Raw genomic sequence first — 20,737 nt, 5'->3', positions numbered from 1 at the left:
GAGGTTGTGTGATTGGTTATTGATGTATATCCCCAACGAACTAGATACACACAGGCCATGAACCCTTGCTATACAAGGGCTCATGGCACTTCATCATTTACGAAATATTTTCTAATTGACGCATAACTTCTTCACGGGAGGCATTAAACAAAGGCGCAGGGTCAAATTGAGGAAATTTACCCACCAGCAGTGTCGCTAACTTCAACGTTGATGGAGTGAGGGGAACAGTACCTTCCACAAGCTTTGTTCGACCAGCACCACGCACCAAGCTAGGCTTAATGTCATAACCTAACTCTACAAACCATTCAGATAGAGCTTTAGCGGTAATATCTTTCTTAGTGATGCCTGATACTTCATGACCGTAAAAGCGCACAAACAAACGAGCCATTAATTCATCAGACTTTTCATCTTTCTTTAAACGAACTTCGCCCTTGTCGTTAGCTTTATACATACTTAAACGTTCCTGCCAGTCGTACCAGTCATCAATGGTCTTCAAACAGCGACCACTCTTACGCCAAGCATCGAAGCGGATACGTGTATAACGCATCTCAAAAGCATTCTTAAACGGTTTAGTTTCAAAGCTAACTAATGGAACACCATCAACTTCGATAACTCGTGGATTGATAGGCTCACGCTTCATATCAAACTCAAGGTTCAAGCGTGATTGCTTTCGTTCCATCAGCATATCTTTGCGTTCTGTACACATATTACGTAGCGATGTTAAATGAGATGAATCCGTCTTATGTTCAGGTGTTCGTTTTTTGTATAGATCCACCATGTACTGATTTTGATCCGTAACTTGTTTAGGCACCTGAACCCCACCTTTCGCAAGTACAGGCTCCCAACCGTCCATTGGAGTTACCGTATATTGAGCGCGCGTCTTCGCACAGATAAGTTGCTTAGCCTTGTGCTTAACTTCTAGAATCTCACCACCATTAGGCTCCATACGATGAAACAGCTCACGGAAGCGTTGGCAAATTGGTCCAGTTAAATCTATTTCGTCAATATCAGCGTTAGTCAAAAACCCATCCGTAGTAACAGATACAACGGTTTTGTTGGATGGAACACCAGCTAACATTTCACCTAACAGTGCGCGAGCCAGACCACATGTATACGATGCATAAAATGGATTGGTCAATTTGGATGGAGGTTGAGGCTTACTGTATCCATCCTCCACTGAAAATGTTTGCTTTGGTTTTACGTTTTGGCTAAATTTACCGTACGTTGAATTTAACATTTCTTTAACAAATTTTTCCTGAAACGAGCCTTTATCATAGCTCTTTCGCTTTTCACGCCCCCACTTCATGTACTTCTCAAAGATCCGCACATCGTTTTTCCATGGAAATATGAAACCCTGCTTGATCTTAATTTTTGCGCCTTGGTTATAGGCGACTTCTAATTCATGTCCCGTGCAGTGAGTCTCACCACTGAGTGGGAAAATCAGCGAATCCTTATCGCGAACAACAAGTGACGGATGGCGAGCAGAAGATGGATACTCAAATTCAACCCAAGCAAGTGCCATCTTGTCACCAAAAAAATCTTCCACCTTGTTACTCATATACATATCTTCATACGAAATTTCGCGCAAACCATTCGTAATAGCTCCATAGCAAGAAGGCACATCCAGATCATTCCAAGTATCTATAGGCGTCGCAGCTCCCCAAAAACTTTCGTTTCTTCCACCGCTATAACACTCTGATGCGAACCACTCCATAGTCTTACGAGCTTGAGTAGGCTCTTCAATAGTGACTGTACGAACCTTGCCAGTTTCTTTCGACCATATTTCAAGCTTCTTTTCTTCAAAACCAAATAGCTTGCGATAACTTTTAGGGTCATCAAGCGAGTTAATGAATGTTTTTACCGCCATACCACCAATCGTATAAGGCACCGACTTCAAACCTAGCTCTTTACATAGGTCAGCCGTCATCTTGAAATGAAGAGCAGATATGAGACTATCAGTTAAACCATACTCTTCAAATCCAGTCTTATTACCGGCAAGATATTCATCCATACGTTCAATGCTGTATGGTTCTGGTATTTCCAATTTAGGGACGCCTACGATATTTCCGACAGCCGATAAAGACTGAGCGCTAGCAGGAGCAAGTAACATGGTGTCAAAAAATGACATATGTAAGGTGTGATAATTGCGGTTCTTATCTTTAATCTGAACTGGCTCTTTATCTATACGACGAGTCATGACCTTACTCAAATCCAATTCATACGCATCCCCCAGACTAGCCACGGTTTTACGGATACCCTTAATATGAGTTTTGACTTACTCAAAAGCCTGATTGAAGTTAAATAGGTCAGCTTTCATGAAGTGAGCTGTGACGATGATATCGGTAGGCCAACGCTCAAGTACATCATCTTCAATGGCCTTTTCAATGACACGAGCAAAGCAGTAGTCCATCGATAAACGACCAGACTTTTTAGTTGAGTCTGGATACAACACCAACTTAGACACTTTGCCATTATGTAAAGTGACAAATTGATAGCTTAGAACTCGGTTGTACTTACCACACTTCGACAACACATACTCAGTATCGAATGAGATAATCGGACGGTCGAAGAACTTAGTACGTGCCTTATAGCGCTTACTCTTCTTCGAATTATCATACTCAAGAACGTTTTCAACAGGCGGTATAGTCTCTACCGAAATACTACCAAGTGTTTCATCTACATGCTCATCGTTACTCGCACTACCCCACGCTTCAACCAAGTTTTCATCGACCTCGATACCATCAAATGATTCTTCAATCTTAATGTCTACATCTTCAACCCAGTAATTCATTGATTCTTCCATTTTATCCTCCTCTTAGATCAAAAAATGGCTCCGAAGAGCCATAGTGTTAAATCGAAATCAGATTACTAAGCCTTGTAAGCAGACCATTCAATAGCAGGGAACTTCTCACCCTCACCGACACTAACCAGAGCATCCAAGATCACTTCGATCAATCCATCTAGATCAGAGAAAGTCTTAGCATCAAGAACACATAGAGGACGCTCATTAAGACCAACCATAACTAAATTACCAGTCTTCGGAGATACGAACACATTTGAGATAACACGTGCATCAATAAAGCCACCGTTATCTAGCACCAATCCATACTTGTCATGCGGTTTAATTGCTTTCTTCACACGTTCAAACAATTCAGGCGCTTTCTCGCTTTGATCGAAAGCTACCTTCTGACATTTATCATCCAGTAACAAAGTAAAGTCACCGTTATGAGTCAAACTCGTTGCAGTACTCGCATTTACTACAGAGTTACCGTTACGGATGAATAGTGGTTGAGTTGAAGTCGTCATAATAAAATCTCCATCGATTTATGTTTTATTTAAGTTTGTGTACCAATCAAGCCAATCTCGACTGGCAAAAGTAATAGCTGGAAAGAACTGGAAAATTTCGTGGTTTATGCCGTTTCCAATAAAGTTTTTTCCCACTTATCAATTTCACTGACTAAAAAGCGGACACTACGACCAATGCGTAATACCTTGGGTAAGCTGTCAGGCTTTCGAGTCACATTAGTTCTCACTGTGGCAGGGTTAAGGCTGTATGCCTCTGCAAACTCTTCTACTGTTAATGCATTTTTCATCGTGTTCTCCTTAGCTGAATTGGAAATTAGGTAGCATCGACTCAACAGTCTGCTGAGTAGCTTGCGCTAGATGGGTGTTTTGGTAATAGGCGTAACGCTCGGTGACATTCACATTAGAATGACCAAGGCTTTGCTGAACTAATCGAATGTCGTTCGTTACATGCAACATTTGAGTCGCTTGAGTACGACGTAGATCGTGAATAGTGAAAGGCGCTTCTAGCGAACCTTCCACTTTCATGGCTTGCTGAATGCGCTCCATACAAGCGCGTGGGTAGGCAATATGCTGACCTTGGTTCTTCAGCGACGGGAATACCCAATCATTGAAAGAAACCTTGAGACACTTTCGGATTAGGCGCTGGGCTGGCTCAGAGAAGTAAATTCTCTGCGATTTACCCGACTTAGTCATAGGTAACAATGCAGACGATAAATCATCAGCTAACATGGAGCGCGTAAGACTCATCACGTTACCAATACGCATACCTGTAAGAAGACCAATCATCAACGCATAGGCATGAATGAAGTTAGGTTCAGCGCAAGCATGACGACAAAAGCTTTCCATCTCTTTAGAGGACAACACTCGGTCTTTCTGGTTATTCTCCACCAGCTTTTTAATACCCTTTACAGGGCTCTTATCAATAATGTCGTGCTCGACCGCCATAGAGAACAGCTTAGATAAGAATGCTTGGTAGCGATTTAAGGTTGAATTCGACAATCCCGTTAAAGAGTTAAGAAATTTCTCCACATCACGACGAGTCACATCAGTGATACGCTTATTTCCCATCGCAGACATGACACGCTTAGAGCGAGATACAAACGTCTTATGATCACGGTGGTGACGTTGACTGAAAGGCACGAGTACTTCATCAAAGAACTGCTGAACAGTCAGGCGCGATCCCTTGCGGTAAGCACCAGACTGAACATCAGCAATAAACTGGTAAGCCAACTTCTCAAGGTCAGCAAACTTCATTTCAGGGTAAGTACCAAACGACTCGTAGTAGCGTTGACCTTTCCAGCCAAGGCGCACTATCCAACGTTTGCTCGATGCTGTTACCAATAAACGTAAGCGAGAGTTCTTAGCCCATCGATACTCAACACCTTGCTCGCCCTTAGCAGGACGAGGCAAGGCGTTAAGTACCTTCTGGGTCATTTCTATAGATGTACTGCTCATTTAATCCATCCAAATATCAGTTAATCGATATAACCCAAGGCTGGAAAGAACTGGAAAAAATGAGACAATCCAAAAACTTATTAAAAAAATACAGCTAACAATGTCTATATCATTAAAAAAGGCTTACTCAGCCTGTCTTTGGCTAGCCGAAAGAAAACTAGGAATACCCGTCGAAGAACAACGAGGGGAATGGGATCTTGAAGCAAAAGACAAAGCCTTCCACTGGAAGCGTGAAGAATTGGTAACAGCTTTACCTTTCACGTACTACGAGAACAACACGCTCTATTCATACTACGATGGTGAAGATAACGTGTGTATTGATGCGAGTAATTTCATCGATGGTCATTTGTTCGCAGATGAAAACGACAACGATTTTTATCGCTATTCACCAAATCGCAACCGTCAGTTCTTTCACCCTCTGCGTGATGAAGTCAGTGATATACACCACGAATCAAACGAATCACTCCCATGGAAAGAATTGCCACAGCTAGCACTGGAAGAACTTACCGATACATTATGTAGTGATACCGACAAGTCAGCACTCGCAAGTGTCGCAGCACATCAAACCCTAATAGAATTTCTTCAGTCGGGGCAGATATCAGCTAAGGGGTTCGCGCACTTCACCCACACGCAAGAAACCATCACTTCAGAAAATAATCAGCACATGGTGGAGGTTGAGTTACCCCCGATATACTGGCACAACAACCCTATACCGAATTACGAGATCTCTGCCGTTGAAGAAGGTCTACAAAGACACATGGCTATGATCAGCTACTTCGACAAAGCACCATTCAAACCAGATTGGGATTTACTAAGTGTCAGTGAATATTGGTATGTAGATATAGAGGTGAGCGATAGCTTTGCTAGTTGGTTAATGGACAGGGTTAGAGTGGAATTCCCGATACCAGAGAAAGTAACCTTTAAACCAGAAGGCAAAAACTTCTTGGTTCAGTTCGGAACTGATAAAAGAACCACAGTGCGCAATTCCAAGGGCATGTCGCTACTGTATAAAATATTAAAAAAATACCGCAAGAGTTCTTACAACATGGGTAGTGGCTATTCTACTGACGAAATCGAACAAGATATTCAGCACGAGTTAGGCATGAGAACTAAAAAACCTAATTCCAAGCATGGCTATGAAGAAAAACTACGTAACCAATTCTTCGACTTATTATGTCGATGCTTTGAAACGGAAGATCCTGGTGAAAAAGAAAAGCTCGTATCTATTGCAGTCAAATCACTAAGTGAACTCAACAAGATCAATGAGGATGATTTACTTACAACGAATGATCTAAGAATCATATTAAACCAAGACATTAATTGGTTCGAAGCTAACCATGAGTCTCTCAAGCAAATGCTTAAAGTAGACGAGGCTGAGGAAACCAAGGAAATAGATAGTCTACGCAAAAACCTAGAGAACGCCTTGGATAAACTGAAAGTATCTTGTCCACATTTTGCATATTACCTAGGCTCCCTAGCCTCGAAGAAAGCGCTTGGTCTAGGGTACTCGAAAGAGAACGAAGAGTTTTACTTTATCTGTGATGATGATATTGAGTGGGACTTTGGTTGATAAGTTCTGGTGTGTGATTGGTGCTTGATGTATATCCCCAACGAGCTAATGACACACTAACCCGAATCCCTTACAACACTAAGGGAAAGCCAGAAACACAAATTACGATAAAGAAAAAAGTAGAGGAAAAACCACCTCTACTTTTTTCATTAGAGAACGTCTAGCTCATCCAGAACACCGCCGATTAAAGCTCCACTAACAAACCCGATTGCACCACCAAGGACAACACCTTGAGGCCCAAACCTAGCACCTAGAGCCGTCCCATAATGTGCTCCCTTCAATCCAGTTGAAACGCTAGGCTTAAACCATCGTTGTTGATGCATGATTCGATCATATGCTTTCATCATGATTCTCCTTTCCTATAGATATGAAAAAAGGCCATGCTCGATGAAGAACATGACCCTTTAGAATTTTAGTTAATGCAGTTTTAGTGAGAGTGACCGCACACCTGACAGCTACCATCATCATAAGCACGTTCACCACATGCAGGACAGGTTGTAACGAGTGTTGTAATTGATTTAATCGCCATGTTAAGGCTCCTTGTTGTTGGTTGATTGAGTGTTGCGGAGCTCATTGATATCTCAGCCTAGAGAGTTCCAATTTCGAAACTGAGATATCGTGAGCCAAGCTCCGCAACAAACCTTATTGTGCTTTACCTTTCGGGGTATCTAGGCCGCATTGAGTCACATCAGTAACATGACCATTCATTGTTCCGCAGACATCGGCTTTCCATTGCACGATGACACCGTAAGACGCCGTGTTCTGAATACCTGCTTTACCATTCCATTGAGGCTCTAGTAGTTCTTTCATTTTAGATATATCGCCCGGATTACCGCCGAACGTGCCACCTGCAAATACTGAAGATGCGCATAGTGAAGTTAGACCTAGCAGGATGATTGATTTTTTCATTTTTGTTTTCCTTAAATACGTAATGACGCCACCGATAAAGACGGCGTTAACGTGATTGATGATTAGTTTAAAGAGGGTTAGGGACAGGTTGTGTCCAGCAAGATGAAATTGATTGAATATTTTGTATAGCCGTTGCTCCACCTAGGTTGATGAAAGCTATGCCAGTTCTTAGTGCGTAACGAATTGAAAGATTTAAAAATCTAACGGACACAACCCGTCCAATTGGTTCGTTACGATATTGAGATGAATGATAAGAGCGAAAAACTAGCCCTAAGACTTGGAGATATCCTGACTCGGTTATACCGAGGTGAAGTGCTATCTATAAGTTGGCTAATGGAAGAATACGGTGTGAGTGAAAAGACCTTGCGCCGGGATTTCAACCAGCGATTGATTAATACTCCTATCATGAAAACAGAACATGGATACCAGTTAGAAAGTAAGCTTAGCTCAAGCATAACAACCACCCAGCGTGTTCTTGATGAATCAGGGTTATCAAGTCTGCTTCCACCAAAGCTCAATATCAGTACCTCAGCTTCAACCATCCTATTTAAGAATCCACGTAACGAAGATACTCACAAGTTTGATGGTGTGTTTACTCAGATAAACAGTGCAATTACCTCTAGAGCTATCATTGACCTTACCTACCAAGGTCGCCTGATAACTAAGGTACATCCATACCGATTGGTGAATGACAGAGGTATCTGGTACCTCAGTGGAGTAGTGTCAGATCAGCTATATTCGTACAGGTTAGCCAAGGTTTCCCAGATTCACACCACCGAAGATAAATACTATCCAGAACCAAAGGTACTAGAGAACATCCGTAGAGTAGGAATGGAGTGGTTAACAGCTGAAAATGCAGATGTGTTATTACAGGTTGATGTCGAGGTAGCTTCACATTTTATTGATGGTGTTATTCTCCCTAACCAAAAGGTATTGAAAGAGCTTCCTGATGGTAGCTTGTTAGTGACCAGTCGAGTCTCAAAGTTGGGCGATATCATGCCGATTTTAAAACAATGGATGCCACGCATAGAGGTTCTTTCACCTACCACTTTGAAACTTGAGTTAATGCGTGAGTTGTATGCCTCACTGGATAGGCTTTAACTAAAACTCAACTTTAACTCAGATTTTTTAACAACCGATTAGGTGCACTCTTGGTGCCTAATTAGGAACAGATGCCCATGAAGAATTTCAGGGTAAATTACATTTCTAATCAACTCCCTATACGCATCCTAGAGAAAACGACCTTAACGGTTCCTATTGCTTCCACATAGCAATAGGAAACTATCTGACAATAAGACTCAAAAGAACATTGCCATGCAGTAATAAATATCTACAAAACAAATTATAACCCTTGAAAATCAGTAGATTAGAACCCATTACAATAGCTTATTAAATTAATAAGTTAGGAAATGACTATAATGACGCAATTCAACAAAGAAGATTGGCTATTAAATGGTTGTACTAGTGAAAAGCTAGCTAAATGCAACGCAGCAGCACATGCTCATGAGGCAATTATGGGAATGTGTACAATGTCAGTCGACGCTGACCACTATACGATTGAAGCTGGAGCTGAGTTCCTATCGAATGTTGAGGGTCAGGAAGTTCTACACTTAGAGTTCAAAGCGTATAGTGATTTTGAAGACTCTCGCTCTATCGCCCTGATTTATGAGAAAGAAGATCTTGTAATGTACTGCTCAGAGTTTTCATTTGGTGATGATGAAGAAGCTTACTTCGAACCTGTACAACCTATGACAACTCAAGGTTTTTTCAAGTACTTGAACTCACTACCAAACATTAAGAGTTACGCTCTTCCATCAAGCCTTGACAGTAAAGAGCAACAAGCTCAACAAGCCCTGATTGAACTAGCAGGCTAAACCTAAACACTCACTCCCATTGCTTTCAGATAGCAATGGGAGTCTTTAATGACAAAACACCAGTTTAAGTTAACCAAACTCGTTAAAATCGAGTCTCCCTTCTTTGGTGTTTCCACCGTCCATTGCAGTCCTGCAACTTAATCCTCTCTGAATCCCAACGGCAACGTTTAAGTAATCCGTTGTAGAAACTTGATCCAATGAAAAAGGCTTCCCATCACACCATGAGTTACATGGAGCAATAGGAAGCCTTGGTTTCACTAGGAAGTGAGAGGCGGATTTTATGGTGCATACATGGTGCTTTCAACTTGATTCGTTAGTGATGGACTAATCCACCGTGACTTTTATCTCATCAAAGCAGTCCATTCCGATGTAGCCTAGAAAGTTGGTTTCCCACATCGAATAGAACTCAGCGACACTGGATTCAGTAATGGGAACTTCACCCATGTAACGGATGTAAGCCACACCATGACCAAAATCAAAGTCGATTTCTTTCTCAAGCTCAGGCATCAATCCACAGTAACTAAAGTCAGTGATGTAATCGAAAATCCATTGGTCACTAAGCCTACTGGTAGAAATTTCAATAGGGTGGTATCCACCGTTCTCAGAGTTATAGCTCGAATCTCGGAGGCTAATCACGACCGATTGGATCATGGGTGTCAATTTGCCTGATTCGCTGATCACTCGGTTTAAAGTATCTTGAAGATCGACACTTACTGGCAGCAGTAAGCGCTCAACGTCAAAAGTTAAGTTCATAATAAAATCTCGTTTAGTTTGCTAAGGAAGCACTCTTGTTAAATGCTCGGTATGAAAAGTCAGAGTTGGCTTAGTGGATAAGGATTGATGTGAGTTTCGAGGTTATTTAGCTTCGGTTTCACCGTCCACTAATGACATGAGTTCATCACGACGTTGCTCGTAGTCAGGCGCAAGAACGTGGAGAAACACCGATTTCTCTGACGGCAGGATAAGTAATAACCCACGCAGTGCCGCCGCCATAAATCCAGCATTATTAGCAGACCCACCTTTGAACACAGATTTAAGTACAGTGCTTTTAAACGGCTTGTCGTCTTGCTCATTTAGCACCGCGACAATATCTTCAAAGGCTATCCATTCTTTACTATGAAGACCGCCACCTTCATTGCCCGAAAGCCTAAGGAATAGAGTATTTAGATCATCATGTACCGAAAGCTCATAGAACACATGATTCTGAGTTTTCGGTGATAGCTTATTCGCTTTACCATCGAGCGCGACATTGGTGAAATGGTCTACTGGATTATCGTCAGTAACCGTGACTTGTTCATTGCCCTCTAATACTTCAGGTTGAACGACTTTTTCCTTTTGATTGGTTTTACGTGCCATGGGACACCTCCATACTATTAGTGACTATTAAGATTAAATTCGAGATTAAGATTCAGCTTGATCAGCAAGCTTGACGACTGGGAACGTTGGACTGTTCATTGGAGCGCAGCAATACACCCCACTACCTGCCGTAGTGACAATGGCAACAGCAAGTAGCCAAGGAGAGTCATCGTCGTTTAGTAATAAAACCCATTCAGGGTAGTTAGTAACAAAACGTAGAAAGCTTTGATCACCTTCCGATTCTTTACTCAAGGTTTCATCGGTATCATCAGCTTCAATCAAATACAAAGTAGTGCCAACCTCATCCCAGAACGCTTTCGTGCTTTCTTCATCACCGAATGGCTCTATCAAGTGTTCTAGCAGCTTTGCTTTCACTGCATCAGGCATTGGTAGTGATTGAATGTCTTCAAACTTGTTTACATTTTTCATAATTATTTTCTCCTAATAATGAAAAAGCCCCTGTTTAGCTCATCACTAAACAGGGGCTTTTCTAATGTCATTTCTAAATCAATTGGTTAAACCTAACTTATTCATTCCCAACGTATCTCTGGTTTCGCAGTCACCATATCCGATAAGCGAGAGCCTATCTCCCTCCTACGTCCAACAGTCAATTTCGAGTAGCGCCTTGTGGATGAAAGGTCAGCGTGATTCAACTGCTTGGCTATGTCGTGTAACGAGACTCCTTGACTAGCTAATAAGCTCCCAACCGTATGCCGAGCTGAATGTAGGGTTAGATTCGCTTTATCTCCGGGTATGTCGGGCAGTCCCATCTTGGCTTTGATAGCCTTGAAAGCATGCCTAGGTTGCCCTACGGGTTTACCCCTTTTACGTCCAGGAAAGAGATATGGGTTATTCGCCACATGATGCACCGACCTCAAAATATCAAGCATGTAATCACTCAAGTAAATAACATGGCTACTACCATTTTTCGTTTGTGGAATAGTGAGTGTTTTCTCCTCCCAATTCACATCGGATTTTAATCTCAATCGTAATTCACTATCGCGTAATCCAGTCAAAAACAGAATAATTAGATATGCCCCAATACTTTTATCTTCATGATTGAGAGCATGACCTATGAACTCTTTTAACTGTGCTTCGGTAAAGTAACCCGTGCGGACGTTGTCTTCTTTCAACAAGCTGACCTTATCAGCTACCAACGGCGCGTCCATCAACTTGTAAGCTTGACGGTTCACCGTTTTCAACAGCGCTAATACACGATTAATCGTAGCTACAGCATAAGGTTTCCCTGTAGTCTTACTTATAGCTCCCTGCATTTCCATTTGGATCTTAACGATATGTGCCGCCGATAATTCATTAATGGGAACATGAAATATCGACTTAGCATGGCGGAACCTCGCTTGATCATCTTTCCAGCTTCGCTTTTGCTTAGCTAGTGGTAAATAGACTTCATTAAAGAACCGTTCAAGGGTCATAGAAGAATCAGTCTTTTCAGTATCACGCTCGATTTTCGGATCAACACCCTCAAGTATCTGCTGACGATACTCTTTAGCTTTCTTGCGTAAGGTGATTAGGTCAGTGTCATTGAGTCGCCCTAGACCGATGGAGGCTTTACGACCTGTTACTGGACTAGTGTATCGAAGAAGATAGCGCACAGAACCCTGACGCTTACCTACCAAGCAGCGAACACCTACAGGCAGACCAGAGTCTTTCATAGCAGATAGATTAACTTCGTAATCGGTGGATTTAGCGTTGGCAGGATTGGGCTTGAGATTGTTGAGGAAAGTGGTGGTGAGTCGTTGTGATTTGCTCATTCAAACCTCCATTAACTAGATATTCAATTAGTTAATATCTGTTTGAATAGTTGTTTGTTACGGCGACGCGATACGGTTAGAGATACCACAAAGTTACTCAAAACTTCCGTAAAAACAAACTAGAACCAAAACATATAAAGAAAACAGAGAGACTTATTTATGTAAAATTTACGCACAAAGACATTTAAATCCAAAAACTCTCCTCTCATGTGAAAAATCTCCCAAAAATAACGAATAGCAAGGTATCTCTCATTCCAAAACACCTTTAAAACACCCAAAATTTCTTTGTTAATTTCTTGAAAATAAAAATTACCCCTTAAATTTCAGTAAATTAAAAAGACGGCTTTCCGTAAGTTTTCCTTTCCATTGATAATCACATGCACTTATAGTCATTTCAAACTTAATCCAAACAGAGGTGTCTATGTCAGAATCAATAACCCACAATCAAAAGCTTGATAAGGACTGCGCAAAAAGCATTGTCGAGCAACTTGAATCGTTAAATATAGCCCCATCAGAAATCGCTCGCAGATGTGGCGTAAAACAGTCCAGAATCAACGGATGGAAAGACGGTCAGAAAGCTAGCAATGAATATCTTCAAAAACTAAGAGCATTGTTAAACCTCCGCTTACCGAACCATAAAGCAGAAACATTCCAAGTTTCAAAATGCGTGCGTTTAGCTTTATCTAAAGAAGACCTAGACCTATTTCTGGTAAAGCAAATGAAAGCCTTTATAGGAGAGCTCAAGTCACTTCCTTTCGAATTACGTGAGAAGTTCGATAGTGCTGATTCATTAGAGTCATTAAATGAGGTTATCGCGACTCAGTATCACTTGTATGTATGTAAGGAAGTGGATTCCGACCTCTATTTCTCTAAGAGGGAAGAACACTTGATTAACCAAAAGTCACCATATGTAAAACCATTTGGCGTATTACCATCAAGTTACCAAAACACTATGCAAGCCGTACTCGCACAGCTTAAAGAGACAATTCAAGAGACTGAAGAACAGATAGAAAATAAAAAGCAGCGTGAGAAAAACGGACGAGAATTCTTCAAGAGTACTATTGAACATTCCATTTCGAGTAGCTTACAAAGAACCCTATACAATCGAAAACCCGAACTAAGCCTTGAAGATATGAAAGACGAGTTTCTTCAGCAAGTTGACAAAGCTCTACAAGATTTCAAATACTCAGGTTCGCAGTTTTCTTACTCTCTAAAACAGCTCGCAAGCATTATGGAGAGAGTTGCTCAATTTCTCGATGACAGTCAGTTTGGTCCTAAGTACGGTATGTTACGGCTAGAAAACCAAAACATGTATTACCCTGAGTCTATTACGAAACCAGAAGACTTCATCGAATTTGACGATATCGAATTCGCAATTGATTCCGCTAAAAAACTTCAAGGCACCTTTGAAAAATTTATAGAGGAACAGCAAGAACGCTACTCAGAACTCTTTAACTTTAAGGAGAAAGAACTAGGACTATGTTCCAAGCTAGATAGCGATAAAGTATTCCACCAAAAAGCTTGTGAAGCTCTCACATCAGGTAAAGAGCTTGAGGTTCTAGATCCTCGCCTGAATGACCTATCTGTTATTGCCGATAGCATTTTGAAATCAGGCCAGCTAAAAGTTGCTTTGGACGGAAATAAACATGAGTTAGAACTATTCGATGGACTCAAAGACATGTTGACTGCACAAGCACCCGAACCAGTCATTCATACAGTTCAAATTGGTGGTAAATTGGCTTTCTCTACAGAAGGGGAAAACCAAGGGAAGACTTTAATATATTCTTTAGACAACAATGATCTAATTCTTCTTCAAGAAGCTAGCATCTGCGACCAAAAAATCTTAACAATACAGCCAAAACTAGCAGCAGAGGAACTACTAGATCATATCGACATCAGTCTCAGAGAGTCAGTTAAGCAATCACTGCTAGAACACGGCTACATGTTTAGTGATGTCGAGGTTTTGGGGTAACTGACACGAAAAAAGCTCTTTTAGAAAAAGAGGTTTTCTAAGGGCTTAGTGTCTAATTTTCGTCAGCAGAACCACTAACATAGTATTAATAATAACCAGTACAACAGCGGCCTACGGCAAGCTGTTGTACTGGTTATTATATATTTAATATCAAGACTCTATCCAAAACCCAGCTCCCAGTTCATCTCACCACATTCACGCAATCAACTAGCCACCGATACCACCACCTCAATCAAAACCTATATCACACATAGCAATCGCACCAGCAATATAAATTTATTCTTCCAGCAGTGCTCGACTCAGTAATCTCACCCACTTCCCCACAGAAACACCCCTGACAATCTCTCAGTGAGCTTACAACAGTGATATTCACCCATTGAAGGTAAGTAATAACGATACTGAATCATCGCGTTAGAATCGCTTCTGGTGGCAGTGGTGGAATTAGTTAGTAGGTTTCTATAGGGAATGTCGAGACATTTACATGTAAAAATACATGGCTAACAAGATACCCACTTTTTCTTCGACTGAGGGGAACGCTTGATCTGTTTGTTTTTCGATAGTTCAGTAATTGCTTTACTAAAATCCGATTGTGACAACCCCACTTTCTTCTGGAAATTAGGGTTGAGAGATTGAGGGGAAGTCAGTGCATTAAGCACTCTTTCTTCAGGTGTGAGTTTCTTTGACTTTTTAGGCTTAGATTCAATGAGAGATACAACGGTCTGCTCCCTCGTTCGAATACTCTGACAGCTAGATCCAAGTAAATCACACTGAAATTCAAAAGCTGTTATCAAGCTCTCATCGTTACTATATAGCTCAAAATGTGTTGAACCTAGTTGCTTCTTATCCAGAGCCAGTAGCACTCTCGATAGGTAAGCAATAATGTAGAAGTCGGCTTGATTCGGTCCAGTAGGGTAATCACCCAAGAAGTGGTATAACGATTTTTGGCAAACCAACTTAACAGCATCTGATTTCGAAAATACAAATACCTTATCGACAATCGTAGCGTTGATCTTCTCAAGCTCCTTTAAACCTACATTTTCAGCATCAACAAATATCGCTTTCATTCAAATCAATTCCATTCACTTAAAGCCAGTTAAATATAATGCATATCATTACGACAAATGCAACTGTACACTTATTCGTGTGATTGGTTATTAATGTATATCCCCAGCGCGCTAGTGACACACTACCCAACAACGCCCATGATAAAAGGCTTAACAACAACCCCATAAAAACGATTTTTTCGCAACCAAAGGCCACATAAAAAATTCATAGCACCGTAAAGTCACCATGGTCGTACCATGGTTCTCAGACTCTACAGCCCTTGGAGATACTGGCTTGCAAGATTGCAGCTTTTAGCAGTTGTTGGATTTGTCAGGATTCCCTTGAGCACAGAATCGACATGTGATGAACCATAGATGCACCATGGAAGAAAATTCAAGGCTGATAAAGTGAGTCTATTGAGGGAGAAAAGTGTAGATAACAGAAAAGGAAAACTAAGCTAAGCTAAGCTTTTGATTAGCCTAGATACAACAAAGCCCCGACATGAGTCGAGGCTTTATCATTTAAATATGGTACCGGTAGGCGGACTTGAACCGCCACGCCCGAAGGCAACGGATTTTGAATCCGTCGTGTATACCAATTTCACCATACCGGCATTATCTTGGGGCGTTGCCCTTTCGATGTCTGGCATTATACGTATGCGAACTGATGTGGCAAGTATAAAAACTTGAATTCATGTGTGTTTGCCGATAATTTCGCCACTAAGTCATAAGCTGTGCGTTATGTCTCTTTTCACGCTAAGCCTTAAACTATATTCTGACGCCTCAATTTTTGAAGAAGTAATAACACATGACATCAACAAACACTCTGCCACCAGCAGGAGTAATGCGCCGATTTGGTGCTTTGTTCTATGACGCCCTTATTGTAATCGCTATTGAAATGTTGGAGATGCTACCGCAGAGCTGGCGACGAAATCGATGAACCATATATAGACCATAAACAACACCCCAACCACTTCAACACACTACCTCTTCAAAAATCCGTTGCCTTCGGGCGTGGCGGTTTACAATGTGAGAGCATTAGCAACCACAAAACCTAGTTGCTACCAATTGCACCAATGAACAGCATTAAGACCCCGATAGCTAGAGCTGCTATTGGAAAGTTGATACAGAAAACCATAAATAGAAGTACAAAAATTAGCTTAATCATATGAACGCCCTCAAGTTATAAGCCACACATCTCATCAAACTCTTGAAGCATGTCATATCTTATCAAAGCATCCTGTCCATTTTCTTTTCTAAAGGCACTAATTAAGTTATCGACACAATCTTCGCCAAGTACGTACATAGGGCGACTTTGGGCTATTGAAATTACCTTCCGATAAGACTGTTTACCTAACGTAACCAACTCTTCGTAATTTAGACCATCTAAGCGGTCACTCAACTTCGATTGACTCTGAGAACCCAAACTAATTTCTTCACCAAAACTACTTTTTTCTGACTTTTTGACTAGCTCATTCACACGAATTTGAGTCAGGCTTGGCTGAGACTCAACATATTCAAGCAGCATGATTCGATTAAAAGATACGGCAGTTAAGTACTTCTCGTAATCACTCTCTCTCGATTCTACAATGTCAAACACTGAATCGATTAGCGTATCAATTGATCCCCCCTCAACCTCAGGCTCAAACACATATTCATATATAGTCATTGGCCACATTAGCCCTTCAGTCACATGATTTTTACCAAACCCCTCAGGCCCACTTGTGGTGAAAATAGAATAACCAGCCACTACAAACGAGATAGCTACGTAAATACTTAATAAACCTTTCATCTAAAACTCATGAATAAACAAAGACATAATATTACTAAATTGTATACATACCCCATTATTATTTATGCGACTTACATCATATCTTTAATAGTTTGAAGGGAACTAAACATCATGGGTAAATGTAACTCTCGAACCTAGTTATTCCAAAACAGAAGCAACTAGTAAACCGAGCTCAGTAATCAGTATCAATTTACGTACAAGAAGTAATAGAGGCTATCTATACTGGTATTAAGGTAGGAACCTCTACTACGGTACAGCTCCAACACTTCTATGAAGTTGCTCACAAAGATAGAGTTTACCTCTCGCCACACCTAAATAAGCAACAAGGTGCACATTTTGCAACTAAATTTAGATATAAGATATCAATACCAATACAGGTGATAAAAAGGAGGTTCATTTATGGCAGTTAAACATACACCCACAGGAATCGTTCATAAAGGAAGAAAAGGAGGATCTACTGGCTGCGGGTTTGACACTAAGAAAGAAGCATCTCATTGGATCGATTCACACAGTAAAATCACATGTGATAAAAACGGTTGTAAGAACTAAACCGTAACTGCTCTATAGGACTAGAAATTAATAACTAGTCCTTATTTAGTACCCTCAAGTTGAATAAGCACCTTATACTTTATAAATATCCCTATTTAAAATAGTGCGAATACTATATAGAGCATTGTCAACTAAAGCCTGCTGTTGTCCGTCATGAAAACCATCTTCTACATTGATACCCAAATAAGACAATAAACGTACCTCTATGAACATGATTTTATCTTTTATATCCATGATCCCTGGATAAAGCCCCTTATTTTCATCTACAAGCTTAGTTAGGTCTGACAGCAGGATTCTAACAGCTGAATATGCGGATAAATCATGACTTTCTTTAAGAATAATTTCGATTGAGTACAGTACAGACTTCATTTTTTCCATTTATTATAACCTCTATATTCTAAATTACCTGAGCGTAAATACCCTGTTTAAACTAACGTACCACATTTATAGTTTCTATGTTTTTTTGGTCCTCTCCACTCCATAACGACTCTGAAGGCAACATAACCTGTAACGCTCGATCAGAAAAGGTCACCATTGGCGACCTTTTCTCTGTTCATAGTTCGTAGTTCAAGTATTAGGTTCAGTCAAAGTCACTAGAAGAGTGACTTTCGTTTGAGGTTGGTACTTTCTCTACCTCTGTTTTTACATTCCTTGTATGCAATGGTGGAGCATCGTAATCAGGTTCTGGTTTATCCATTTTCTTTTCACTATGAGAGTTTGTTTGATTCATGATTATTTTCCCTTTAAAGCTATCATCAATGTATGATCCAAAAAAAAGTACAACTGAAATTAAGAAAGTGATGGCAGATATAAAAATCATGTTATAACCACTCTCTAATGCCGTAGACTTGCGATAATTAATGTCTGATAAACTTTCAACCACGTGTATACATGCCTTTGAAATTGATATATACACATCACTAATAGATTTATCTTTGAACATTTTCATAGTCGACTGATCTAAGGGTAACCTCTTACTAGTAACCATCTTCAACGCATTAAAAAAATGCCACCAAGCCAATATAAGAAAAACAGCAGTAGCTACATAAAAAGCATAAAAACACATTGGTAAGTTTTGATCTTGTTCTTGAACCAGCCAATTTAAAAATGCTATAGCCACTGTAATTAACAATGATAACAAACTAGTTAGCCTCATTGACTTACTATCTAAATATTCATGTAAGGCTATCTCTTCATCTACTATTTTCCTAGAATAAGTGTATAAAAAGCGTTCTTTATTATCTTCAACATTATAAGCAATTTTATCTAATCGCTTAATAAAATCACAACTCTCATTCATTTTAAACATCCTACCCTACCAGCCACTATCTAGTGTTTTTTACTCCCAAAAGATAAAATTATCACTACTCGCCGTTAGAGAGCCCTAGATATATAACACCTGCGAGCAAAACACTAAGCCACCATGGAGCGTCCATTAAGTGCCATATGATTCCATCTTTACGTCGTGCCATCTCACTCTCGGCCAATAAGCAATTAAGTGCATTAAAACACAAATGATAGATAGTGAGAATAATAAATAGCTTCCGGCACCCTACATCAAATAAATACAACCTAATCCCGAGTTGGATTAGGTTGTTCATAACACATTTACAAAGGTTCAAAGACGGTTCAAGACGTCTTATCCCATTAGGTGTGTTAGCAAAATCATCGCTAAAATGGACACCAAACCTAATAAATAATCTAACTAGGCTTCGTGTCCACTTACACGCAAGCTCGCGTCTACTCTTTCGCTCTATCTTCAGCGAATGCTTCGTCCCACTGTCCCCTCTGTAACTCAACATCCTCTACATGACCAAACTTGTCAGCAAACAAAAGCCTGGCATGTAACACATGCTCTTGCCTTTTAGCTGCGATTTGTTGATCTGTTAGGTCTTTATATTGCTTTAAGCTCTTTTGTTCACGTGTCCACTTGTTATTCAGAGCCGTTGCCTTTTCCTCAAGCCAGTTGTCTTTACGCATTGCATCTTGTTCAATTGGCAATGCTTCCGTCACGACTTGATACCCCGCACCTATTAGATCTTTCTTCATGTGGTCTACATAGGCAAAAAGCTCCCCTAATGAAAGCCCCTTGGCTTCACACAAGGTATGAAGTTGCGCGATGTTAAATGCTGAACTACCACTTTCCAGACGAGAGTAAAACGCATTTTTCACGCCAAGTATCTTCGCATATTCCGCTTGTTTGGATTTAGTTTTAACTCTTTTCGTTAGGCCCATGCCCAACACAAAATCGCAGCCATACATTCTTAGATCTTTTACCGCTTCTGATATCAGCGTAAAGATACTTACTTTTTCCTCGACCTTTGATTTCATACTTTCCTCTCTAACTCACAATTGAAATTTTAACGCTAAAGGAATTTTTTTCAATTATTTATTGACATAACTGAGCTACAAGTCGTAATCTTTACCTGAAAAGTTTACCTAATAGTTATAATTTCAAGTGGAGAATAATATGAATGATGTTCTAGAAACTATGGTTACGGATGAAGACAACTCTAACCAAGAGTACCTTTTGCACGGCAAACGCATAGCCCATATTGCGGCTTGCTTAGCTTACAACCGTAAAGAATTACCAACGCATTATGGTCGTTTGTTTACGGAAAATGAGGTTCTCTCTTACGGTGATGGCGGGGGAACACCTATTGCCGTCATGACGGTACAACGCGTAGAAGAATATGAAAGCAAAGGCGATGAACACATTGAATTCTATTTCGATGAAAAATTGCATTTTGCCTCTAATACCGTGAAACGAGACGGAGACGTGTTAACCATTGATACCGTTCATCAATTAGGTCACGCAAGAAAGAGATTTACCTGCACACATGACTTAAGTACCTCTCAGAGCATACCTAATTCAGTTTATGAGGCAGTAGGCTACGCGAGCAAAGATCTGCCTTTTTACCACCCGCATGCCATCGAATTCTTTTGTGCCTCCACTTTTTCATTGGCCAGCGAATGCTTCGACTGCGTTGATTTTGCTGATGGTCAGTCATTTTACTTTGATGCTGAACGTGCATTAACTAATGATTTTTTCCAATCAGATTCGTGGGATCACCTGATTGATGCGCTAAAGCAGATTGATACGCCTTAATCACTCAAACACATCCCCCCCCTTTAAAAG

21 protein-coding genes, 1 tRNA gene and 2 pseudogenes are annotated in these 20,737 nt (G+C 40.5%); 6 read left to right on the top strand and 18 right to left on the bottom strand.

Features of this window, described 5'->3' with window-relative positions; all coding sequences use genetic code 11:
* Positions 1-97 precede the first annotated feature (97 nt).
* The 5 genes from BCU75_RS07005 to BCU75_RS06990 form a co-directional block, all read right to left on the bottom strand.
* Positions 98-2,197 carry a DNA polymerase gene (locus tag BCU75_RS07005; protein ID WP_241905356.1) on the bottom strand — a complete coding sequence of 700 codons (2,100 nt, stop codon included), beginning with the start codon at positions 2,195-2,197 and terminating at the stop codon, positions 98-100.
* A 78-nt stretch (positions 2,198-2,275) separates the two neighbouring features.
* Positions 2,276-2,803 (bottom strand): hypothetical protein, encoded by a 528-nt coding sequence (locus BCU75_RS24520; RefSeq protein ID WP_241905355.1) that lies wholly within the window; start codon positions 2,801-2,803, stop codon positions 2,276-2,278.
* Positions 2,804-2,868: 65 nt separating this feature from the next.
* On the bottom strand, positions 2,869-3,306 hold the full coding sequence (locus BCU75_RS07000) for a hypothetical protein (RefSeq protein WP_102473338.1): 438 nt from the start codon (positions 3,304-3,306) through the stop codon (positions 2,869-2,871).
* A 104-nt stretch (positions 3,307-3,410) separates the two neighbouring features.
* Positions 3,411-3,593 (bottom strand): helix-turn-helix transcriptional regulator, encoded by a 183-nt coding sequence (locus BCU75_RS06995; RefSeq protein ID WP_081230769.1) that lies wholly within the window; start codon positions 3,591-3,593, stop codon positions 3,411-3,413.
* A 10-nt stretch (positions 3,594-3,603) separates the two neighbouring features.
* Positions 3,604-4,761 carry a tyrosine-type recombinase/integrase gene (locus tag BCU75_RS06990; RefSeq protein ID WP_241905354.1) on the bottom strand — a complete coding sequence of 386 codons (1,158 nt, stop codon included), beginning with the start codon at positions 4,759-4,761 and terminating at the stop codon, positions 3,604-3,606.
* 100 nt (positions 4,762-4,861) lie between these two features.
* Between BCU75_RS06990 and BCU75_RS06985 the strand changes: the two genes are divergently transcribed.
* The gene (locus BCU75_RS06985) at positions 4,862-6,331 is read left to right on the top strand and encodes a hypothetical protein (RefSeq protein ID WP_102473337.1); all 1,470 of its coding nucleotides are present in this window, start codon (positions 4,862-4,864) and stop codon (positions 6,329-6,331) included.
* 149 nt (positions 6,332-6,480) lie between these two features.
* On the opposite strand, the gene BCU75_RS06980 is transcribed toward BCU75_RS06985, so the two are convergent.
* Both BCU75_RS06980 and BCU75_RS06975 read right to left on the bottom strand, forming a co-directional pair.
* Positions 6,481-6,678 (bottom strand): hypothetical protein, encoded by a 198-nt coding sequence (locus tag BCU75_RS06980; protein WP_372308191.1) that lies wholly within the window; start codon positions 6,676-6,678, stop codon positions 6,481-6,483.
* Positions 6,679-6,973: 295 nt separating this feature from the next.
* Entirely contained in the window at positions 6,974-7,240 is a 267-nt protein-coding gene (locus BCU75_RS06975; RefSeq protein ID WP_102473336.1) for a hypothetical protein, read from the bottom strand.
* A 243-nt stretch (positions 7,241-7,483) separates the two neighbouring features.
* Here BCU75_RS06975 and BCU75_RS06970 point away from each other — a divergent pair, with 243 nt between their 5' ends.
* Together BCU75_RS06970 and BCU75_RS06965 are read left to right on the top strand one after the other, a co-directional pair.
* Positions 7,484-8,341, top strand: a complete 858-nt coding sequence (locus BCU75_RS06970; protein ID WP_102473335.1) for a helix-turn-helix transcriptional regulator — start codon at positions 7,484-7,486, stop codon at positions 8,339-8,341.
* A gap of 317 nt (positions 8,342-8,658) precedes the next feature.
* A complete protein-coding gene (locus tag BCU75_RS06965) occupies positions 8,659-9,114 on the top strand; it encodes a hypothetical protein (protein ID WP_054866221.1) in 456 nt (151 codons plus the stop codon).
* Between the two features lie 324 nt (positions 9,115-9,438).
* On the opposite strand, the gene BCU75_RS06960 is transcribed toward BCU75_RS06965, so the two are convergent.
* The 4 genes from BCU75_RS06960 to BCU75_RS06945 form a co-directional block, all read right to left on the bottom strand.
* A complete protein-coding gene (locus tag BCU75_RS06960; RefSeq protein ID WP_102473334.1) occupies positions 9,439-9,867 on the bottom strand; it encodes a DUF2787 family protein in 429 nt (142 codons plus the stop codon).
* Between the two features lie 102 nt (positions 9,868-9,969).
* Positions 9,970-10,470 (bottom strand): hypothetical protein, encoded by a 501-nt coding sequence (locus BCU75_RS06955; RefSeq protein ID WP_102473333.1) that lies wholly within the window; start codon positions 10,468-10,470, stop codon positions 9,970-9,972.
* Between the two features lie 45 nt (positions 10,471-10,515).
* A complete protein-coding gene (locus BCU75_RS06950; protein WP_102473332.1) occupies positions 10,516-10,899 on the bottom strand; it encodes a hypothetical protein in 384 nt (127 codons plus the stop codon).
* A 101-nt stretch (positions 10,900-11,000) separates the two neighbouring features.
* A complete protein-coding gene (locus BCU75_RS06945; protein WP_102473331.1) occupies positions 11,001-12,242 on the bottom strand; it encodes a tyrosine-type recombinase/integrase in 1,242 nt (413 codons plus the stop codon).
* A 421-nt stretch (positions 12,243-12,663) separates the two neighbouring features.
* Here BCU75_RS06945 and BCU75_RS06940 point away from each other — a divergent pair, with 421 nt between their 5' ends.
* Positions 12,664-14,214 carry a hypothetical protein gene (locus BCU75_RS06940; protein ID WP_102473330.1) on the top strand — a complete coding sequence of 517 codons (1,551 nt, stop codon included), beginning with the start codon at positions 12,664-12,666 and terminating at the stop codon, positions 14,212-14,214.
* 497 nt (positions 14,215-14,711) lie between these two features.
* Here BCU75_RS06940 and BCU75_RS06935 read toward each other — a convergent pair whose 3' ends face one another.
* A complete protein-coding gene (locus tag BCU75_RS06935) occupies positions 14,712-15,278 on the bottom strand; it encodes a hypothetical protein (RefSeq protein ID WP_102473329.1) in 567 nt (188 codons plus the stop codon).
* A 508-nt stretch (positions 15,279-15,786) separates the two neighbouring features.
* Positions 15,787-15,871: transfer RNA gene (locus BCU75_RS06930), tRNA-Leu, on the bottom strand.
* 194 nt (positions 15,872-16,065) lie between these two features.
* Here BCU75_RS06930 and BCU75_RS24190 point away from each other — a divergent pair.
* Positions 16,066-16,161 (top strand): annotated as a pseudogene (locus BCU75_RS24190) (RDD family protein); the annotation flags it as partial.
* A gap of 279 nt (positions 16,162-16,440) precedes the next feature.
* Here BCU75_RS24190 and BCU75_RS06925 read toward each other — a convergent pair.
* The 5 genes and pseudogenes from BCU75_RS06925 to BCU75_RS06900 all read right to left on the bottom strand — a co-directional run bounded on the left by BCU75_RS06925 (position 16,441) and on the right by BCU75_RS06900 (position 19,929).
* On the bottom strand, positions 16,441-17,049 hold the full coding sequence (locus tag BCU75_RS06925) for a hypothetical protein (RefSeq protein WP_102473328.1): 609 nt from the start codon (positions 17,047-17,049) through the stop codon (positions 16,441-16,443).
* Between the two features lie 621 nt (positions 17,050-17,670).
* Complete coding sequence (locus BCU75_RS06915; RefSeq protein ID WP_102473326.1) at positions 17,671-17,976, bottom strand: hypothetical protein; 306 nt, start codon at positions 17,974-17,976, stop codon at positions 17,671-17,673.
* A 202-nt stretch (positions 17,977-18,178) separates the two neighbouring features.
* Positions 18,179-18,907 carry a hypothetical protein gene (locus tag BCU75_RS06910; protein WP_133148287.1) on the bottom strand — a complete coding sequence of 243 codons (729 nt, stop codon included), beginning with the start codon at positions 18,905-18,907 and terminating at the stop codon, positions 18,179-18,181.
* Positions 18,908-18,974: 67 nt separating this feature from the next.
* Positions 18,975-19,070: pseudogene (locus BCU75_RS24800) on the bottom strand (restriction endonuclease); the annotation flags it as partial.
* Positions 19,071-19,338: 268 nt separating this feature from the next.
* Entirely contained in the window at positions 19,339-19,929 is a 591-nt protein-coding gene (locus BCU75_RS06900; RefSeq protein WP_102473323.1) for a helix-turn-helix domain-containing protein, read from the bottom strand.
* 139 nt (positions 19,930-20,068) lie between these two features.
* Between BCU75_RS06900 and BCU75_RS06895 the strand changes: the two genes are divergently transcribed.
* Positions 20,069-20,707: a hypothetical protein gene (locus tag BCU75_RS06895; RefSeq protein WP_102473322.1), complete on the top strand. Its 639-nt coding sequence runs from the start codon at positions 20,069-20,071 to the stop codon at positions 20,705-20,707.
* Positions 20,708-20,737: the final 30 nt, after the last annotated feature.

Origin of the sequence: Vibrio splendidus, assembly GCF_002873455.1 — a bacterium.
Taxonomy (GTDB): Bacteria; Pseudomonadota; Gammaproteobacteria; order Enterobacterales; family Vibrionaceae; genus Vibrio; species Vibrio splendidus_J.
Note: the sequence above shows the minus strand (reverse complement) of the source record. Positions and strands in the feature narration are given on the sequence as shown.